General features: G+C 49.3%; 16 protein-coding genes. 8 read left to right on the forward strand and 8 right to left on the reverse strand.

Annotated features, from left to right (window positions below):
• Positions 1-52: 52 nt before the first annotated feature.
• Together msrB and pcp are read left to right on the forward strand one after the other, a co-directional pair.
• Entirely contained in the window at positions 53-1,192 is a 1,140-nt protein-coding gene (gene msrB, locus BZG80_RS03045) for a peptide-methionine (R)-S-oxide reductase MsrB (RefSeq protein WP_077678722.1), read from the forward strand.
• A gap of 74 nt (positions 1,193-1,266) precedes the next feature.
• Positions 1,267-1,911, forward strand: a complete 645-nt coding sequence (gene pcp / locus BZG80_RS03050) for a pyroglutamyl-peptidase I (RefSeq protein WP_077678723.1) — start codon at positions 1,267-1,269, stop codon at positions 1,909-1,911.
• Positions 1,912-2,003: 92 nt separating this feature from the next.
• Here pcp and BZG80_RS03055 read toward each other — a convergent pair whose 3' ends face one another.
• The 3 genes from BZG80_RS03055 to BZG80_RS03065 all read right to left on the reverse strand — a co-directional run bounded on the left by BZG80_RS03055 (position 2,004) and on the right by BZG80_RS03065 (position 3,971).
• On the reverse strand, positions 2,004-2,735 hold the full coding sequence (locus BZG80_RS03055) for a glutamine amidotransferase-related protein (RefSeq protein ID WP_077678724.1): 732 nt from the start codon (positions 2,733-2,735) through the stop codon (positions 2,004-2,006).
• Between the two features lie 65 nt (positions 2,736-2,800).
• Complete coding sequence (locus BZG80_RS03060) at positions 2,801-3,553, reverse strand: lipoate--protein ligase family protein (protein ID WP_077678725.1); 753 nt, start codon at positions 3,551-3,553, stop codon at positions 2,801-2,803.
• Between the two features lie 34 nt (positions 3,554-3,587).
• Positions 3,588-3,971, reverse strand: a complete 384-nt coding sequence (locus BZG80_RS03065) for a cytochrome b562 (RefSeq protein ID WP_077521770.1) — start codon at positions 3,969-3,971, stop codon at positions 3,588-3,590.
• Positions 3,972-4,137: 166 nt separating this feature from the next.
• Here BZG80_RS03065 and BZG80_RS03070 point away from each other — a divergent pair, with 166 nt between their 5' ends.
• Positions 4,138-4,905 (forward strand): siderophore-interacting protein, encoded by a 768-nt coding sequence (locus tag BZG80_RS03070; RefSeq protein ID WP_077678726.1) that lies wholly within the window; start codon positions 4,138-4,140, stop codon positions 4,903-4,905.
• Positions 4,906-4,957: 52 nt separating this feature from the next.
• On the opposite strand, the gene BZG80_RS03075 is transcribed toward BZG80_RS03070, so the two are convergent.
• Positions 4,958-5,824 carry an AraC family transcriptional regulator gene (locus tag BZG80_RS03075; RefSeq protein WP_021024240.1) on the reverse strand — a complete coding sequence of 289 codons (867 nt, stop codon included), beginning with the start codon at positions 5,822-5,824 and terminating at the stop codon, positions 4,958-4,960.
• 218 nt (positions 5,825-6,042) lie between these two features.
• On the opposite strand from BZG80_RS03075, the gene BZG80_RS03080 reads away from it, so the two are divergent.
• Positions 6,043-7,482 (forward strand): MFS transporter, encoded by a 1,440-nt coding sequence (locus tag BZG80_RS03080; RefSeq protein WP_021024239.1) that lies wholly within the window; start codon positions 6,043-6,045, stop codon positions 7,480-7,482.
• 69 nt (positions 7,483-7,551) lie between these two features.
• On the opposite strand, the gene BZG80_RS03085 is transcribed toward BZG80_RS03080, so the two are convergent.
• The 4 genes from BZG80_RS03085 to ppiC all read right to left on the reverse strand — a co-directional run bounded on the left by BZG80_RS03085 (position 7,552) and on the right by ppiC (position 13,138).
• On the reverse strand, positions 7,552-9,714 hold the full coding sequence (locus BZG80_RS03085) for a S9 family peptidase (protein ID WP_077678727.1): 2,163 nt from the start codon (positions 9,712-9,714) through the stop codon (positions 7,552-7,554).
• A 254-nt stretch (positions 9,715-9,968) separates the two neighbouring features.
• Complete coding sequence (locus tag BZG80_RS03090; RefSeq protein WP_077678736.1) at positions 9,969-11,318, reverse strand: alpha-amylase family protein; 1,350 nt, start codon at positions 11,316-11,318, stop codon at positions 9,969-9,971.
• Positions 11,319-11,541: 223 nt separating this feature from the next.
• Positions 11,542-12,705 (reverse strand): GGDEF domain-containing protein, encoded by a 1,164-nt coding sequence (locus BZG80_RS03100; protein ID WP_077678728.1) that lies wholly within the window; start codon positions 12,703-12,705, stop codon positions 11,542-11,544.
• Positions 12,706-12,856: 151 nt separating this feature from the next.
• Positions 12,857-13,138, reverse strand: coding sequence for a peptidylprolyl isomerase PpiC (gene ppiC, locus BZG80_RS03105; RefSeq protein WP_077576693.1), 282 nt, complete (start codon positions 13,136-13,138; stop codon positions 12,857-12,859).
• A gap of 588 nt (positions 13,139-13,726) precedes the next feature.
• Between ppiC and BZG80_RS03115 the strand changes: the two genes are divergently transcribed.
• From BZG80_RS03115 to BZG80_RS03130, 4 genes are read left to right on the forward strand one after another with little or no spacing between them, the layout of a single operon-like run.
• Positions 13,727-14,752 carry a TRAP transporter substrate-binding protein gene (locus BZG80_RS03115; RefSeq protein ID WP_198532339.1) on the forward strand — a complete coding sequence of 342 codons (1,026 nt, stop codon included), beginning with the start codon at positions 13,727-13,729 and terminating at the stop codon, positions 14,750-14,752.
• A 56-nt stretch (positions 14,753-14,808) separates the two neighbouring features.
• The gene (locus BZG80_RS03120; protein ID WP_021024504.1) at positions 14,809-15,384 is read left to right on the forward strand and encodes a TRAP transporter small permease; all 576 of its coding nucleotides are present in this window, start codon (positions 14,809-14,811) and stop codon (positions 15,382-15,384) included.
• 16 nt (positions 15,385-15,400) lie between these two features.
• Positions 15,401-16,684 (forward strand): TRAP transporter large permease, encoded by a 1,284-nt coding sequence (locus BZG80_RS03125; RefSeq protein WP_077461401.1) that lies wholly within the window; start codon positions 15,401-15,403, stop codon positions 16,682-16,684.
• A gap of 20 nt (positions 16,685-16,704) precedes the next feature.
• Positions 16,705-17,145, forward strand: coding sequence for a universal stress protein (locus tag BZG80_RS03130; RefSeq protein ID WP_077521750.1), 441 nt, complete (start codon positions 16,705-16,707; stop codon positions 17,143-17,145).
• Positions 17,146-17,216 lie beyond the last annotated feature (71 nt).

Consider the following 17,216-nt stretch of genomic DNA (forward strand, 5'->3'; position numbering starts at 1 on the left):
TTCTGCGCAGTAAGCAGGTCTTACACGGACAAACTCTGATAACGAGGCAATAATGAAACAGCGTAAGTCAATTTGGCGAGTCATCGCGTTCACAGTATTCAGTTTGCTATCGATAGCAAGTTATGCGGCGGTGAAAGATACCGCCACTACAGACCAAGGCTACCAAAAAGCGACCCTTGCCGGCGGTTGCTTTTGGTGTACAGAATCTGATCTTGAAAAGCTCGACGGCGTGATTGATGTGGTGTCTGGCTACTCAGGCGGTGAGCTTGAAAATCCAACCTATAAAGAGGTCTCGTCCGGCACCAGCGGGCATATCGAGGTAATTGATGTCACCTACGATCCCAACTTGGTGAGTTATGAGCAGGTGTTAGACCAGTTCTTCCGTCATATTGACCCCACCGATGACCAAGGCTCGTTCGTTGACCGCGGCCCGCAGTATCGCCCCGCGATCTTTTATCGATCTGAAACGCAAAAACAAATTGCTGCCGATTTTATGGCGGAAATTGACGCGTTAGGCGTGTTCATAAAGCCGCTCAAAACCGAGTTGATCCCATTCGAGAAATTCTGGCCAGCAGAAAGTTATCATCAGGATTATTATAAAAACCACAGCGTACGTTACAGCTATTATCGCTACGCATCGGGTCGCGATCAGTATCTGGACGAGATTTTTGGTGACGATCGCAAAGACAACCCGGTCACCTTGCGAGAAATGATCGATGCGCAAAAAGCGGAGGATAAGACATCAACGAATAACCGCTACTCGCGCCCCTCGGATGAAAAAATCCGCGCGATGTTGTCAGACATAGAGTACGAAGTCACCCAAGAAGATGGCACTGAACCCGCGTTCCAAAACCCGTATTGGGACAACAAGCAAGTCGGTATTTATGTCGATATCGTTTCGGGCGAGCCGCTGTTCTCCTCCACCCATAAATACAAATCCGGTACCGGCTGGCCAAGCTTTACGCAGCCCATCGATAAGCAGTATGTGGTTACCAAACCGGACAACTCGCTGTTTTTCAGTCGCACCGAGGTGCGTAGTAAGGTGGCGGATTCGCACCTTGGCCATGTGTTTGAGGATGGTCCCGCACCCACCGGCTTGCGTTATTGCATGAACTCAGCCGCAATGCGCTTTGTGTCCGTCGATAAAATGGCCGATGCCGGTTATGAGGATTATCTCTATCTGTTTGAATAAATCTTCCTTTGCGTGATTGGCTGGTAAACCTGCGGTAGAGTACAGCTCTACCGCTTTTTTACGCGAGGCATTGGATGCACACGATATTGATAACCGGATTTGAACCGTTCGGCGGCGAGAGTGAAAACCCATCTTGGCAAGTGGCACAAGCATTAGAAGGCTGGCAGCCCAATGAGGAGTGCATCGTTAAAGCCGTGCGCCTGCCCTGCACCTTTGACGATAGCTTACCGACGTTACACAGCGCGCTAGAATCACTCAGTCCGGTGATGGTGATCGCCCTTGGCCAAGCCGGTGGCCGCGCCGAGATAAGCTTAGAGAAGGTAGCGATCAATTATCAGAACGCGCCCATCCCGGACAACGCCGGTAAGCAGCCGCATGGCACGTCGGTGGTGCCATCTGGGCCCAACGCCTATTTTTCTACCTTACCCCTCAACCGTTTAGCGAACGCATTAAACGAAGCCCATCATCCTGCCAGTATTTCTTACACCGCGGGCACCTTTGTGTGTAACCAGGTGTTTTATGGCTTGATGCATGCGCTGGCTCATCACACCGAGGTACGCGCCGGCTTTATTCATATTCCCTACAGCCCAGCACAAGCGTGCAAACACCGCGCCCCGAGCATGCCGGTGGGTGATGTGGTAGCAGCGATGAAGGTAGCTATTGAGTTGAGTTTATTGGATGATGATGCCACTACCGTGTGTGAAGGCATGTTGCACTAACACGCGTTAGATGGCGCTCAGACGATGAAGCTCAAACAATGACGCCTAGCAGCGGAGCACAGTTACGGTTACCGTGCTCCTAACCTAATCGCTTAAAACAGCCACTCAGTGACGAGATCGTTGTCGGTCAGCACGCTATCGAGAAAGGCAAACAAATGCGCATTCATCGGTGCCGTATCAAAGGCGCGAATGGAGGCAGGGTCTTGAATAAAGCGCTTGTTAGCGGCCTCGCCCTCTGGATAGGCGGCGTGCAATAAGCCTTCAACCGCCAGAGGTGTCAATTCAAGGTGACACTGAAAACCATATACCCGTGGTCCGTACTTCACGATCTGGCGCGGACAGCCTTCGCTGCTAGCCAGTACACGACTATTGGGTGTCAGCCCCGGCATATCATGGTGCCAATGGCCCACAATTTCTTGTGGGGCAAAATGCGGCATATGCTCATCAATGTGGCCATCTTCGGTTAACTGGATGGGGAAATAACCAATCTCGGGCTCAGGACTTTTCTGATACGACGCGCCCAATGCCTCACCAATCAGTTGCGCGCCGAGGCAAATCCCTAATACCGCACTGCCTTGTTCAATGCACTGGTTTATAAGTGCTTGCTCGTGCGGGCTATCAAAATGTGGGCATTCAGACTGTGGCGTATCTGGACTTTGCGGCCCGCCGAGTACCACCAGCAGATCAATGCCTTCACCGGTTTCCGGCAACGGCTCGCCCCGATACAAATGACTGGTGGTCACATGATAGGCACGCTCGTCACACCAATCTAAAATGGCTCCCGGGCCTTCAAACGCCTCGTGAATAACAAGATGGACGCGCATTCCTCTCTCCTTGGGATTTATTTTAGGCATGACAGTGCTAAAGCATACTATATTGAGCCGCGGCCTCAAGCCTTGCCCACGACAAGCGGTGGTCGCGCCATAAACGCTTGAGTCAACAACTGAAACAACTGTTCGATTGTCGGCAGTTCATCTAGGTGCGCAGCTAATGAGGTATGCACCTCGGCCTCAATGCGATCGGCGTGACCACACAACTGATTACACAGCGATACAGGGGCAACAATATGTTGGCAATCGGCATCAATCAGCAGACACGCTTGCGCCAGCATCACCGTTTGTTTGGCATCGTCTGCGCCCATTCCTGCACCCGCGCTTAAACGCAGGATACGCTGGGCGGTTCCCACCACTTTTTTGCCATCAATATTGAGGTTGTAGTCACCATCACAATACGATCCGGGCGTATCACCCACCGTGGTCGCAATGCCTAACTGATGGAAAAAAGACTGTAAAATGGTGCAAAAATACTGGTAAGCCGTCTGGATATGATAAGGGGTGTTATTCGGCCACACCGTCAGATAAGACACGTTAATCACGCCGGGCAGTTGCGGCACCGGCGCGCCGCCAGTCCGTCGGCTCTGTACGTGCCACCCTAACGACGATAATGCGCGGCGTAATTCAGGGGTTTGTGGCCATTTTTGGCCCGCCGGCAGCACCAAGGTTTGCGCATCTGGCTGCCAAAGCAGTAATGCCTCGTTGAGTTCGCCCTGCTCTACTCGGTGGATCAGCGCCTGTTCTTTCTCAAATGCAGATGCTACCGACAGCGAGGGATAGCGCAGAATCGTTTTTTGAGTCACCGTCATGCCCTCGCTGTCGTCACGTTCACTGATTGCGCGATTAACCGAATAAACGCTGCCAAATGCTTGGGTTGCGTTTGTCGTGGTACTCTTCACGCAAGGCATCGATTTGGCGCATGCCTTGTTTTGCTTGGTCGAGGTCACCTTGGCTCAGCGCCGTCTCAATCTCATCCAGGGTCACCGCCAGTTTATCGAACCCTTCCATAAAGGTATCCGCTTTTTCTGGTGGGTAGCTGCCGGCTTTGGCTTGCGCGACCAAGGTTTCTAATTTCGCGACCGGTGCTTGCATGGCTTCAATGCTTTGTGCACTGGCGGCTTCTTTGAAGGTCATTTTCATTTCTTTCATGATCGGCTTAAGCTCAGAGGCTGAAACGTTCAACGACAGCAGCACCGCCATCGCCCCCGTGAGTATGACTTTCTTCATTTTTGCTCCATGTAATTGTTTTTTAGTAATAATAATGCGTCAGTATCTTACTCACTTCTCGGGGTATTGCCTAGCATAGAAGCGTAAAACAATGTAAAGCACTTACACATTCCGCATCCAGATGGTATGATTAATTGTAAATGATAATGATTTTAAGTTAGATAATATGAAACAGCCAAACTATCACCTCGCTCACGTTATCGGTACCCAAACCGTCACACCCAATATGCAACGCTTGACCTTACAAAGCGACGCATTCGCGAACTTCCCCGCTGACTGTGAAGGCGGCTATATCAAGTTACTGTTTGATAAAGCGGGACGCACTGATCTCAGTAGCGTAGCTGAGGGCGAGCGCCCCGTGATGCGCACCTACACCATTCGCCGCTTTATGCCTGATCAGCAGCAAATTGAAGTGGATATGGTTCGCCACCAAATCGAACGAACCGACTGTGGCTTTGCCGCGCGCTGGGCGCTGAATGCCCAAGTGGGTGATACCATTAACATTGCCGGCCCTGGAACGATTGCGCCGATTAATCGCGACGCGGATTGGTTCTTTATGGTTGCCGACATGACCGCGTTGCCGGCACTATCAGCCAAGATCAAAACCCTACCTCGCGATGCCAAAGGCTATGCGGTGATCCAGCTCGATACCGCGGAAGATGCCCAACCACTCGACGCCCCCGCAGGCATGGAGATTATTTGGCTAACCACCCCGACATTGGCCGAAACGGTAAAAGCACAGCCTTGGTTAGCCGGGCAAGTGTCGGTATGGTGTGCCTGTGAATTTGAAAGCATGCGCGCACTGCGCCAGTACTTCCGCAACGATCGTGATGTTGAACGCGAGTTTATCTACATCAGCAGCTATTGGAAAAATGGCGTGACTGAAGAAGGCCACAAAGTGATCAAGCGCGAAGATGCGGAGAGGCAATGTTAAATCGAGACCCTCACCTTTAACTAAGGTCTTGTAAAAAGAATGGTAAAACACGCTACTTATTCATTTTAGGCGTACTATCGTCATTTTTATCTTGATATAAAAATGCTTTAGGTGGCTTACCAACCAAAGACGTTACCATATAAGAGAACGCACTATGAGTCGCATAGCCCAGCTCTTGGGCTATGATACCCGTTGGCACTCTCATCGCCGCCATATCGATAGCCTTCGACAAAAGAGCTTGATGTTTCCACTGCCTAAACGTCATTTGTAATTCCTGTCTAAATAGCCTCGCAACCGTGCTCTCACTTGCGCCTACTTGACCCGCGAGGGCAGACAGTGTTGTCGTTTGTAACGGTGACTGAAGAAATAAGTCGCATAAATGTCGCAACCGTTTATCTTCTGGCATCGGTAGGCCAAGAGCGACTTTTTGAGCTTGCCTCACTTCTGAGCTTATGAGAGTGCACATTGCACTGTATGTCTGCTCGCCGATCTTTTCGGTCGTCTGAGTTGCAATACGCTTGACTAATTCACTGAGCAAAGTACTGACCTGAAAACAGCGACAGACTCCCCACTCTTTACGCCATGTTTCGCCGTGAAAGTAACAATTAGTTTGGAACATATAGACAGAGAATATTTCTGCCTTTTCAAGTAATGAAGAGTCATGGGCAACACCAGGAGGGATCCAGACTGCATGTTGCGGCGGCACCAAGTACGCAACCTGCGGGGTTTTGACCTGCACGACGCCGGTATCAGAGAACACCATCTGTCCCCAGGGATGGTGATGGAGCGCGACTTCCGCCCGCTCAACGACCTGTTTGGCGATAGCCCGGATCGGCGTTTGTTCGTTCAAATCCAGATGCGTCATGGGCTCCATGGACGGATCGTGGTGGATTGACTGATTCTCGATACTTTTTGCCATATATACGAAATTCACTCAGCTCCATTCCTAGTATAAATAGTTAACTCGACAATGTTGATATGGCGAGTCATCGAGCTCCGACCATGAAAGCAAAACACACTTTTCTATTATAAACAATTATATGAGTGAGACATGTGTCAGTTATCTATTTCAACTTCAGAGAATAAGATGAACCCAAGGCGATATAGCACAACGACTGTTAGCAATGGAGGCTTAACATGAAAAACGCAAACAATAGTGAAAACACTATGTTCAGCAAAGCGCAGCGTTGGGTCATCGTCAGCTTGATCTTCGGGGTTTGTTTACCACTGATAGATGCCACGATTCTGGGGGTGGCCCTGCCGGACCTGTCCACCAGCCTCTCAGCGTCCGTCACCCAAATACAGTGGGTTTCTGTGCTGTATACCCTGGTTGCTGCCGTGACGGTGACGGTATGTGCTTGGGCAACCCGGCAGTGGGGGGCGAAAACATTCTGGATCACCGGACTGGTGGTTTTCTCTGTAGGCTCTGGATTGTGTTCAGTCTCGCCAACAATCAACTGGCTGCTGGTGAGCCGCGCTGTACAGGGAGTCGGGGCCGGGATCCTAATGACCGTGATGCAGACCGTTTTGGTCCAAACCGTGGGTAAACCATTGCTGAAAACAGCGATGGCGACGATGGCGGTACCGACAGTTCTGGCCCCGATCGCCGGGCCGCTTCTGGCGGGGTACCTCCTTCATATTGGCGACTGGAGAATGATTTTCTATATCAACCTGCCAATTGGATTGGTGGGCATTGTGCTGGGTTGGGTGATGATTACCAATGATGACTTTCAGCAAGTCCGCCAGCCTAGCGACGCGTCCTCACAGGCGAACAACCGGTTCGACGGACTTGGATTTATGTTACTCGCGCCGGCACTGGTCTTGTTGATGTACAGCCTGTCGTCTTTGTCTGATCTCGGCCACCAGGGAGGGGGGCATTGGCTTGAAACTGGAGGAGCATCTTTTATCGGTGCCGGTTTGTTGCTCCTGTTTGTGCGGCATACACGAAAACGAAGCCAGCAGCCGCTCATCCGGTTAAAAGTTTTTAGCGTGGGATCCTTTAGTGCCTCAATGGGTTTGCTATTTCTCTCGAGTATCAGTTTTTACGGTGGGCTGTTTGCGCTGCCCCTGATGTTTATTCAGGGATTTGGACACAGTGAATGGCTGGCCAGTGTGTGGGTCGGCGCGCATGGCCTTGGGGCGTTGGTTTCCCGTCCCTACCTAAAAAACCTGTGTGAGCGACTTGGTGTCGGGAATACCGCGTTGCTGGGCTGCAGCCTTGCTGTTATGGGAACCGTGCCGTTTCTATGGCCGGGCATTCAGGGAAGCGATCCCCTCATCGCGTTGACCATGGTTCTACGTGGTGCAGGCATTGGGTTGTTGACCTTATTGGGGATGTCGCATGCTTATCATGACTTGGAGCCAACACAAACTCCGGATGCCAGTGCGTTATCACGGCTCCTAACCTTGCTGGGTGCCTCTGTCGGACCGGCGATAGTCGCGATACTGTATGTGCAGGGCGCACACTCGGGTTCATTTCAGCCAGTACTGATGGGCTTAACCCTGGTCACGTTATTATGTGCAATACCAGCAGTACGGCTCATGAAAGAGGAACTAAAAACCAAAGCTGCATCATAAACTGCCACACGCCAATCATTATGGTTGAGGCTCATACCTCAACCATAAGTCAATACACTCTATGGCCAGCTATTGTTCATCCTGCTTATCGAGCAAGTCGAAGAAGAAGGCATATTCCAATGCATCTTCTTTAATCCGCTTAAAGCGTCCCGATGCGCCGCCGTGGCCGGCTTCCATATCGGTTTTAAACACCAGCGTATGGTTGTCGGTTTTCAGCTCACGCAGTTTCGCGACCCATTTCATCGGCTCAAAGTACTGCACTTGTGAGTCATGCAAGCCTGTGGTGACCAACAAGTTGGGGTAGTCTTGCGCGGTGACATTGTCGTACGGTGAATAGCTAAGCATGTACTCGTAGTAGGTTTTGTCGTTGGGGTTGCCCCACTCGTCATACTCGTTGGTGGTCAGTGGAATTGACTCATCCAACATGGTGGTGACAATATCCACAAACGGCACATGCGCGGCCACCCCTAAATACAACTCTGGCGCTTGGTTGATGATTGCCCCCATTAGCAAGCCACCTGCTGAGCCGCCGACGGCAAACACCTTGTCTTTATCGCCATAGCCTTGCGCGGTGAGCGCTTGGGTCACATCAATAAAGTCGTTAAAAGTGTTCTTTTTGGTAAGCTTTTTACCGTCGTCATACCAAGGGCGTCCTAGCATTTCAGAACCGCGAATATGCGCAATCGCAAACACAAAGCCGCGATCCAACAGGCTTAAACGCGTGGTGGAGAACGTGGGCTCCATGGTGGCGCCGTATGAGCCGTAACCGTATTGATAAATCGGGTTGGTACCATCTTTTTTGAAGCGGTCTTTACGATACACCAAAGACACAGGCACCTGCGCACCATCACGCGCGGTGATCATCACCCGCTCTGACTGGTAGTTGTCCGGATTAAACTCACCCAGCACTTGGTTTTGTTTGAGCATTTCACGCTCGCCCGACGCCAAATCAAACTCGTAGTAGGTGCCCGGTGTGGTCAAGCTGGTGTAGTACACGCGCACCGCAGAATTGTCCATTTCCGCATTGCCGGTCAGGTAAGACGCATAGGCCGAGTCGTCGAACGTGAGCTGATATTCCTCTCCAGTGGTGAGGTTACGCACCGTGGTACGCGGCAAGCCATTTTCGCGCTGCTCGTAGACCAAGTGGTTGTCGAACAAGGTGAAATCAACCAGCTGCACTTTATCATTTGGCGCGATCACATCTTGCCATTGGCTGCGATCGTCACGCTCGCTTTGGTGTACCTTCATCAAGCGGAAGTTGACCGCTTGGTAGTTGGTATAGATGTAATACCACTCGCCACGCTTCGCCACTTCATATTCTATGCCGGTTTCTCGCGGATAAAACGCTTGGGCAGTAGCATTCGGATCATTGGCATCTACGAGCGATACGCCGCTGGTTTCGGTGCTGGCGTGCCAAATAAAGATTTGCTCACCGTCTTTGCTTTTGCTCAAGCCGGTGTAGTAGCTGGTATCGGTTTCTTCGTAAATTAAAGCATCAGCGGATTGCGGGGTCCCCAAACGGTGGCGATACACCTGAAACCCTAGCAAGGTTTGCGGATCTTTTTTGATGTAGTAAAAGGCTTGGTTGTTGTTCTGCCACACAATACTGCTCGACGCGCCTTCGACCTTATCATCGAGGTACTCACCGGTAGTGAGGTCTTTGACTTGAATGCTATAAACGCGGCGGCTGAGGGTATCTTCCCCATACGCTAATAGGTTTTCGTTTGGACTGACGCTCAGTTGGCCAATGCTGTAAAACTCATGCCCTTTCGCGAGCGCGTTGACATCCAAAATCACCGTTTTGTCGGTGCCCGCAAAGTCTTTGGCACGCACATAGGTGCGATATTCATCGTCGCCTTCCACTTCACTGGAATAGAAATAACTGCCTTTTTTGACGGGAACCGAGGCATCGTCTTTGACGATACGCCCTTTGATTTCATCGAATAGCTTAGCTTGCATTGGCTCAGTGTGTGCGAGCACCTGATCGGCGTAGGCGTTTTCTTGATTAAGATGGGCAATCACATCAGGATCTTGGCGTGCATCATCACGCATCCAATAGTAGTTATCCACGCGTGTGTCGCCGTGAATGGTCATTTCATGAGGGATTTTTTTCGCGACAGGCGCACTCAGTTCGCCTGGGCTGGAAGCTTTCACGTGTGACTCTCCTTGAAAACTGCACCCTGAGAGCAAGGACACCGCCAGTGCTCCGGTGAGTAAAATGTGTCGGGACATACTTTTCCTTCAGGTTTATTTCGCCATAACAGTAATTTAACAAACAAGCATCCTATTAATGACCTGAGGGCATCAAGCAAGTTCCAATAAACAATGTTCTTTTTATCGTTCGCCAAATGACTCACAGTCTAATGCGTCCTGAGTGCAAACATCATTGTTTTTAGCTTTAAACAGCAAATTACCGCGTTTTAGCCGTGTGGGGTTTAATCATCGACACCCACCGTAGGTGCAAAGAACAACAGCTAGCAACAGCATTATGCCGGCACGAGCATCATCGCCGATTGGGCTGCAACATCAATATGTTGCTCGCTCGAGACCGTGACGCCCGTCAGCAGATCAGTCCAATCATTTTCCAGCGTCAATGAGAGTGATTGCGGATCCGGGGATTTATTTAACACCAATATCCCAGCGTCGCCCCGCTTTATCACCAACCGTTCATCCGTCGCTTCCAAGACACGCATTGGCTCACCATGGGTCAAATTATGGAAGGCGATCATTTGCACCATCTTTGGATCTTTCCACGCATTTTGCCAGCGTGGTTGGCCGTCTCCCCCTTTGATACCACTGGTATCAAGATCGGTATAAATCAGTGGCACGCCACCATCACGCCCCAAGATATATGCGTAAGCCAGCCACTCGTTCGCTTCGTCCATCACCAAATCCAAGAAAACATCATTGTTGGGAATGTCATGGGTAATGGCAAACGTGATTGCACGCCCTTTCGATAAGGCTTGGCCGAAGCAATAAGGGTCAATCAATGATTTGAGGCTGCCTTGGTTGGAAAACGCCTGATAAAGCGTTGAGAACAGCGGAAAGTCGTAGGCACCTAAACAGGTTTCTTGTAAATAGGGAGCCAGAAAGAGTTCATATTCTTCTTTGCTTGCGCCACCGTCGGTGATGATTTCACCAAAAATATGCGCATCATGGGTGATATCATCGGTCCACACGCGTTTGAGGTGCTCTAAGGTCATGTGCTTGGCCGCATCAATCCGAAACCCTTTGACGCCAATTGCTTTCAACGCCTTAAGGTAAGCACGTTGCTGCGCAATCACATGATCACACACTCGCAGTGTTGGTAACCCTGGATCGCTAGGCCCGCCGCTAATACGCCCATTTTGTACTTGCCAGGTGTCCTTCCAATCTTGTATGCCAAACGCATCAACGAAGTCCTGCTCAGTAAACAGTGGCTGAGATAAATCACCGAACAATGTCAGTTCGCGATAGCGCTCTTCATGCGCTTGATAAGTTGCCATCACCGTTTGGCTGGGATAATTCAAATCAGTGCGAGCGTGCGCTTCATTGGCCATATGATTGAAAACCACATCGACGTACGTAAACACACCAACACGGTTTAACGCTGCCACCATGGCTTTGAAATCCGTGGTGTTTCCAAGCGCATTTTCAATTACACGATAATCTTGCGGCTGGTACCTTAGCCACCAGCGTTCATCTTGCTCGCTTTTCATCGGAGGGGATACCAGCACCGAGCCATATCCTAGCGCGCTGATCTCCGCCGCGCGTTGGGCAATATCCGCGTACTTCCAATCAAAAGCATGCAAGATAACATTGGCTCCCATTGATTGGGTATCTTGTAAGCCATTCATATCTGTCTTCTCATCGCGTTTAGGCATCGACTGTGATCCCGTTGTTGATGGCTAATTCAATAGCCAAAATTATAAACGCTATACACGCGCCGCCCTCCTCCTTTGGCTTCTTGTGTAAGGATGATAAGCAAGGCGTAGCTAGTGTTTTGCTGAGGATTAAGCGACCCTCGCTGGCCTGTATAACGGATGCCAAAACAGTGAAGGACGAAATGGATTTGGCTCTTCAAGCTGGTTTGTAACCAGCTTTGATCAAGGCATGGCGTGTAGGGATGTACACCTTAAATGTGTTTTTCCCTTCATGCTTGGCACAATAAAGAGCATCATCCGCTTGCGCCAATAAGCAATCAATGTCGAGCACCTCGATGGTGGTCGTCACTCCGATGCTGGCAGACAAGCCCATTTCAAGCGCTGAGCCGCTGTTTTGAACCGCGCGGAGTAGTTCTGCCGATAACTGTTGCGCATTGGCACTGTCACAATAAGGCACCAAGACCGCGAATTCTTCTCCGCCCAAACGTCCGACAATCCCTTGATCATCCACTACTTGTTCGAAAACGTCAGCACAATGGATCAGCACCTTATCACCAATAGAATGGCCAAATGAGTCGTTAATGGTTTTAAAATCATCCAAATCGATCATCAGTACACTGATTGGGAAAGCGGCTGTATCAACACGCCGTTTGGCTCTCGACAAAAAGGCGCGGCGATTAAACAGTCCAGTTAAGCTATCTCGAGTCGCTTCGTGGTGGAGCTTCTCGTACACTCGCTCTAGCTTATAAAGAAAGATAATTAGGGTATTGATCACGCTATAGGCGATGCCCGACAAAATCAGCCCTGCTTGTAATAGCGAGGTGCCCAGCAGTTGAGTAAACAGATCAGGATAGAAATATGCAAACGTTGCCCTACCTAAATAGGCAACACCGAATCCACCCATTACCAAGATGAGCCAACGCTTTAGACGCTGGCCGCCTGTGTTCGTACTACTCACAATGGTTTGAGTCATCAGCCCTAACTGCATACTGACGATCAAGCTGGCGTAAATCACACGACTCCCGATGTCATCAAGGTATGACGACATCGATACCACGGACAGAAGAACAGGTAGCACCAACTGCCAACGCGGTACGTCGCGCGCAAAAATTTTTCCCAACGCCCAATGGCTAAACGAAAATGCCATCATGACACAGGCATTATAAAAAACGATGTCTATGTAGGGATGAAGGTACGGACGAGCAAATAAGACAAGATTGCTAAAACCATGGATAAATAGAGATACCGCCCACCCATTGATACCAGGTTCTTGACGGTTTTGTAACAACAAAAAACCTGCTAGCAGCCATTGGGTTGCCGTCAGCGTTATAAGGAGTGTCGGTGCATCGAGTTCAAACATAAGGTGGACATTATTCAAGGCATGATCTTACTGTACCACTTTCTCAGTGGCGGCTTGGGGCAATCGATGTGCGCGATATCAATTTCTATACGTTAACTTCTATCACGCTTTCAGTCACCGAGTGCTTATCGCAAGGGGTAAAGCGTACCGACTAGTTGCGATATAATACTTTAACGATATGCCAGCCAAATTTGGTTTTTATCGGCCCAAGCGGACGCAATAACTCACCACTGAATACGGCTTTATCGAAAGGCGGAGCCATGTCACCACGACGAAATTCGCCCAGGTCACCGCCGCGTTTTCCCGATGGACATTGCGAGTGCTTTTTCGCAAGCGTTTGGAAGTTTGCACCTTTTCTAAGCTGGTCTAGCAAAGAGGTTGCTTGCGATTTGTCTTTCACCAATATATGAAGGGCTGCTGCTTTTTTGGTCATCAGGACGTCTCGTAAAATTAAAGCCGCTCAGTATACCGGATTTCTTCCGCTGGATAACCAGAATTGTAAGGCGACCAGAGCCGACTTACACGGAGGGAACCCAGGCAATGATATCGGCAAAGATGAGGATTAGCACAAAAATCAGCACATATTCATTAGAGGTGGAAACATAAAATAGAAAAAACCTCACTCCTCCGACCTTTTTAATGCCAGCTCTATCCAGTTTCGTCATTCCCGACTGCTTTTGATTGCTATCTATCGCTATCGCACTAACACCCCTTAAAACGCTGATTTGATCGCATTTTGGTGGAAAAAACACATTAGAGAAAGCAGCGTTTATCGTTATAAAAAGCATCAAAAAGAGATCTATATCACACTGCTGACACGTTGATATTCATCTGACTTTAATAATTACACCTCTGATGGTTAAGCTGTCTCTATTGTCTGTTATTTGTGTAAAAACATTGGCAGATGCTTTTACGGGTATAGGAGAGAGAGGCGAGAACTGCCACCTCACTCACTGAGAAAAGGATCTTAATCACACTCTCGTTCACCACGATTGAAAGCTAATCCACATATCGGAGGGACATGATGTCCATTTATAGCCACCTTAAGCAATTGACTGCAATTTCATGCGTTGCCGCCGCATTAGGCTTCTCAGCCATGGCCAATGCCGACACTTGGCGTTATGCCCACGAGGAGTACGAAGGTGACGTGCAGGACGTCTATGCACACAAATTTAAGGAGTACATTGAAGATAACTCAGAACATTCATTGCAAATTTATCGCTTTGGCGAGCTCGGCGAGTCTGACGATATCATGGAGCAAACCCAAGCGGGCATCTTGCAATTTGTTAACCAATCACCCGGCTTTACTGGTTCGTTAATCCCTGAAGCACAAATCTTCTTTATCCCTTATCTGATGCCAACGGAAATGGACACTGTGGTAGAGTTCTTCCGCCAGAGTAAAGCGGTCAATGAAAACTTCCCTGAGCTGTACGAAGAGCAAGGCCTAGAACTGCTCAAGATGTATCCAGAGGGTGAAATGGTGATGACGGCAGACGAGCCTGTCACCGAACCTGCAGACCTGGAAGGGAAGAAAATTCGTGTGATGACTAATCCACTGCTGTCATCTACCTACGAAGCGTTTGGTGCAACGCCAACGCCATTACCGTGGGGTGAGGTATACGGCGCGCTACAAACCAACATGATTCAAGGCCAAGAAAACCCGATTTTCTGGATTGAATCAGGCGGTTTGTACGAAGTATCACCTAACTTAATCTTCACACACCATGGTTGGTTCACCACTGCATCAATGGCGAACAAAGAGTTCTTTGATGGTTTGTCTTCTGATGATCAAGCAATGATCCGTGATGCCGCTGATTATGCGTTTAACGAAACGGTTCAACACATCCGTGGTCTTGCAGAGAAATCGCTCGATAAAATTCAGTCGGCAAGTGACGAGGTGACCGTGACACGCTTGACCGATGCACAGATCGAGAAATTTAAAGCACGTGCACCACAAGTGGAAGAAACCTTCTATGAAATGACCGGTGAAAGCGGTAAAGCACTTCTTAACCAGTTTAAGAAAGACTTGGAAGCCGTTACTAACTAGTTGTCAGTCGTACAGGCACCGCCTCACGCGGTGCCTGTTTATTTGAGGAATACGCAATGACCGATTCCGACTCTCTCAAGTACCACTCCGAGCTACCTGGCCTCCTTGGCAAACTGGATACCCTGATTTGTAAAATCGAATCCTTTATGTTGGCTGCCGGTGTGCTCTTAATGGCCCTAAATACCTGTGTCAATGTCATTGCACGCTTTGGCTTTGGACAAGGGTTATTTTTTTCAGGCGAAATTAATCGCATTTTAATTATATTGATCACCTTTGCAGGAATTGGTTATGCCGCTCGTCATGGCCGCCATATACGGATGTCTGCCCTTTATGACACCTTGCCATTCACAGGCAGAAAAATTCTAATGACTACGATCGCGCTTGTGACCGGTCTGATCATGCTGGTATTGGCCTATTTTTCTTATCAATACATTGCCTCTGTCTATGATCGTGGCCGTATTTTACCTGCCCTCGGCTTTGAAATTTGGTGGATCTATATTTGGGTGCCGCTTGGGTTTGCTATCACCGGTATTCAATACGGACTCACTGTTTATAAAAATCTCACATCACCCGATGTTTATCTCTCCGCTGGCGTGCTTGACGGTTACGCTGAGACTGAAAGTGAAGTTTAAATAGGCACCAACCACTATGGCCATGACTTTAATGCTCATCATGATTGTCTTGCTCGTGCTCGGCTTTCCGATGATGATTCCACTTACGGCTGCCGCCTTAACCGGTTTTTACATGATGTTTGGCGGTGTCGGTCAAATGGATACCTTTATTCAGCAAGTGTTAGGCGGCATTCGGCCTGCCTCGTTAATTGCTGTCCCCATGTTTATTCTTGCTGCTGATATCATGACTCGGGGGCAATCAGCGAATCGCTTAATTGATATGGTCATGACCTTTATCGGCCATATTCGTGGTGGCTTAGCGATCAGCACCGCGACCTCTTGTACCTTATTTGGTGCGGTATCAGGTTCTACCCAAGCCACCGTTGTCGCAGTAGGCTCAGCCCTACGCCCTAAATTGCTTCGCGCTGGCTACAGTGATTCGTTTTCGCTTGCCTTAATCATCAATGCCAGTGATATCGCCTTTTTGATCCCACCCAGTATCGGCATGATTATTTATGGCGTGATCTCGGAAACATCGATTGCTGAACTCTTTATCGCCGGGATAGGCCCAGGCCTAATGATCCTCACCTTTTTCTCGCTTTATTGTTTGTATTACGCCACTGTCAATAAAGTACCAACGGAACCCAAAGCCAGTTGGAGCGAACGTCTCACGGCGACACGCAAAGCATTATGGCCACTGATGTTCCCACTCATCATTGTTGGGGGTATTTATGGCGGCGTCTTTAGTCCAACCGAAGCAGCGGCCGTATGTGTGCTTTATGCCATGATTCTTGAGTTTGGCGTATTCCGATCATTGAGCCGTAAAGACGTGTTTATCATTGCACGGTCAACGGGCTTAATCACCGCGGTGGTCTTTATTCTTGTCGGCGTCGGTAATGGATTTTCTTGGATTATTTCATTCGCGCAAATTCCGCAGACCATTCTCGAGGCCGTGGGGATCAGCCAAATGGGGCCGATGGGTGTCTTGGCATCTATCTCTATCGCCTTTTTCGTTGCTTGTATGTTCGTTGATCCGATTGTAGTGATTTTGGTATTAACGCCCATATTTGCACCTGCGATAGAAGCGACTAGTCTTGATCCTGTCCATGTTGGGATTGTGATCACCTTGCAAGTAGCGATTGGCTCAGCCACTCCGCCATTTGGTTGTGATATTTTCACGGCCATTGCCATTTTCAAAAAACCCTATTGGGAAGTTATCCGCGGAACGGGGCCTTTTATCGCGATGCTGCTTCTATCAGCCGCGCTGTTGGTGATGTTCCCGCAGATTGCGTTATTCCTACGTGATATCGCGTTTGGGTAACTAAACAACAGGAGTAATTGATGTTTAAACGAATACTGGTAGCCGTCGATGGCTCATATTCTGCATTAAATGCGTTAGATAAAGCGATTGAGCTGCAGCAACTCACCCATGCTGAACTCTACTTATTGTGTGTGTTTAAACATCACAGCTTGTTCGAGGCGTCATTGTCGATGGTTCGCCCCGATCGATTACAAATCCCAGATCAAACCTTAAGCGAATACGCCCGCAACATTGTCGAGCAAGCCAAGCAACACGCACTTGAAAATGGCGGAGAAAGTGTGCGCGGGTTTGTCAAAGGCGGGCGTCCTTCCAAAACCATTATCAAGTTTGCGAAAAGCAAAGAAGTGGATTTGATTGTCATGGGCGCACATGGCACGCACTCCGATAAAGACGGGATGTTTCTTGGCAGTGTGTCTCACCGTGTGGCAGGGCGGGCACATTGCCCCACGATGGTGGTTTAACTCTGTATTGATGGCTTGGTACCTGTATTAACGGCGTCCCTGTATTGACGGCGTAGTATCGGCCATTCAAT

Source organism: Salinivibrio sp. MA440 (assembly GCF_001996265.1).
GTDB lineage: Bacteria > Pseudomonadota > Gammaproteobacteria > Enterobacterales > Vibrionaceae > Salinivibrio > Salinivibrio costicola.

What these genes read in the sequence shown, in the direction of transcription:
- msrB (WP_077678722.1), top strand. Translation starts at nt 53, where the DNA reads ATGAAACAGCGTAAGTCAATTTGGCGAGTCATCGCGTTCACAGTATTC.
- BZG80_RS03120 (WP_021024504.1), top strand. Translation starts at nt 14,809, where the DNA reads ATGACCGATTCCGACTCTCTCAAGTACCACTCCGAGCTACCTGGCCTC.
- BZG80_RS03070 (WP_077678726.1), top strand. Translation starts at nt 4,138, where the DNA reads ATGAAACAGCCAAACTATCACCTCGCTCACGTTATCGGTACCCAAACC.
- BZG80_RS03075 (WP_021024240.1), bottom strand. Translation starts at nt 5,824, where the DNA reads ATGGCAAAAAGTATCGAGAATCAGTCAATCCACCACGATCCGTCCATG.
- BZG80_RS03085 (WP_077678727.1), bottom strand. Translation starts at nt 9,714, where the DNA reads ATGTCCCGACACATTTTACTCACCGGAGCACTGGCGGTGTCCTTGCTC.
- BZG80_RS03100 (WP_077678728.1), bottom strand. Translation starts at nt 12,705, where the DNA reads ATGTTTGAACTCGATGCACCGACACTCCTTATAACGCTGACGGCAACC.
- BZG80_RS03055 (WP_077678724.1), bottom strand. Translation starts at nt 2,735, where the DNA reads ATGCGCGTCCATCTTGTTATTCACGAGGCGTTTGAAGGCCCGGGAGCC.
- BZG80_RS03115 (WP_198532339.1), top strand. Translation starts at nt 13,727, where the DNA reads ATGATGTCCATTTATAGCCACCTTAAGCAATTGACTGCAATTTCATGC.
- BZG80_RS03125 (WP_077461401.1), top strand. Translation starts at nt 15,401, where the DNA reads ATGGCCATGACTTTAATGCTCATCATGATTGTCTTGCTCGTGCTCGGC.
- BZG80_RS03060 (WP_077678725.1), bottom strand. Translation starts at nt 3,553, where the DNA reads ATGACGGTGACTCAAAAAACGATTCTGCGCTATCCCTCGCTGTCGGTA.
- ppiC (WP_077576693.1), bottom strand. Translation starts at nt 13,138, where the DNA reads ATGACCAAAAAAGCAGCAGCCCTTCATATATTGGTGAAAGACAAATCG.
- BZG80_RS03090 (WP_077678736.1), bottom strand. Translation starts at nt 11,318, where the DNA reads ATGAATGGCTTACAAGATACCCAATCAATGGGAGCCAATGTTATCTTG.
- pcp (WP_077678723.1), top strand. Translation starts at nt 1,267, where the DNA reads ATGCACACGATATTGATAACCGGATTTGAACCGTTCGGCGGCGAGAGT.
- BZG80_RS03130 (WP_077521750.1), top strand. Translation starts at nt 16,705, where the DNA reads ATGTTTAAACGAATACTGGTAGCCGTCGATGGCTCATATTCTGCATTA.
- BZG80_RS03065 (WP_077521770.1), bottom strand. Translation starts at nt 3,971, where the DNA reads ATGAAGAAAGTCATACTCACGGGGGCGATGGCGGTGCTGCTGTCGTTG.
- BZG80_RS03080 (WP_021024239.1), top strand. Translation starts at nt 6,043, where the DNA reads ATGAAAAACGCAAACAATAGTGAAAACACTATGTTCAGCAAAGCGCAG.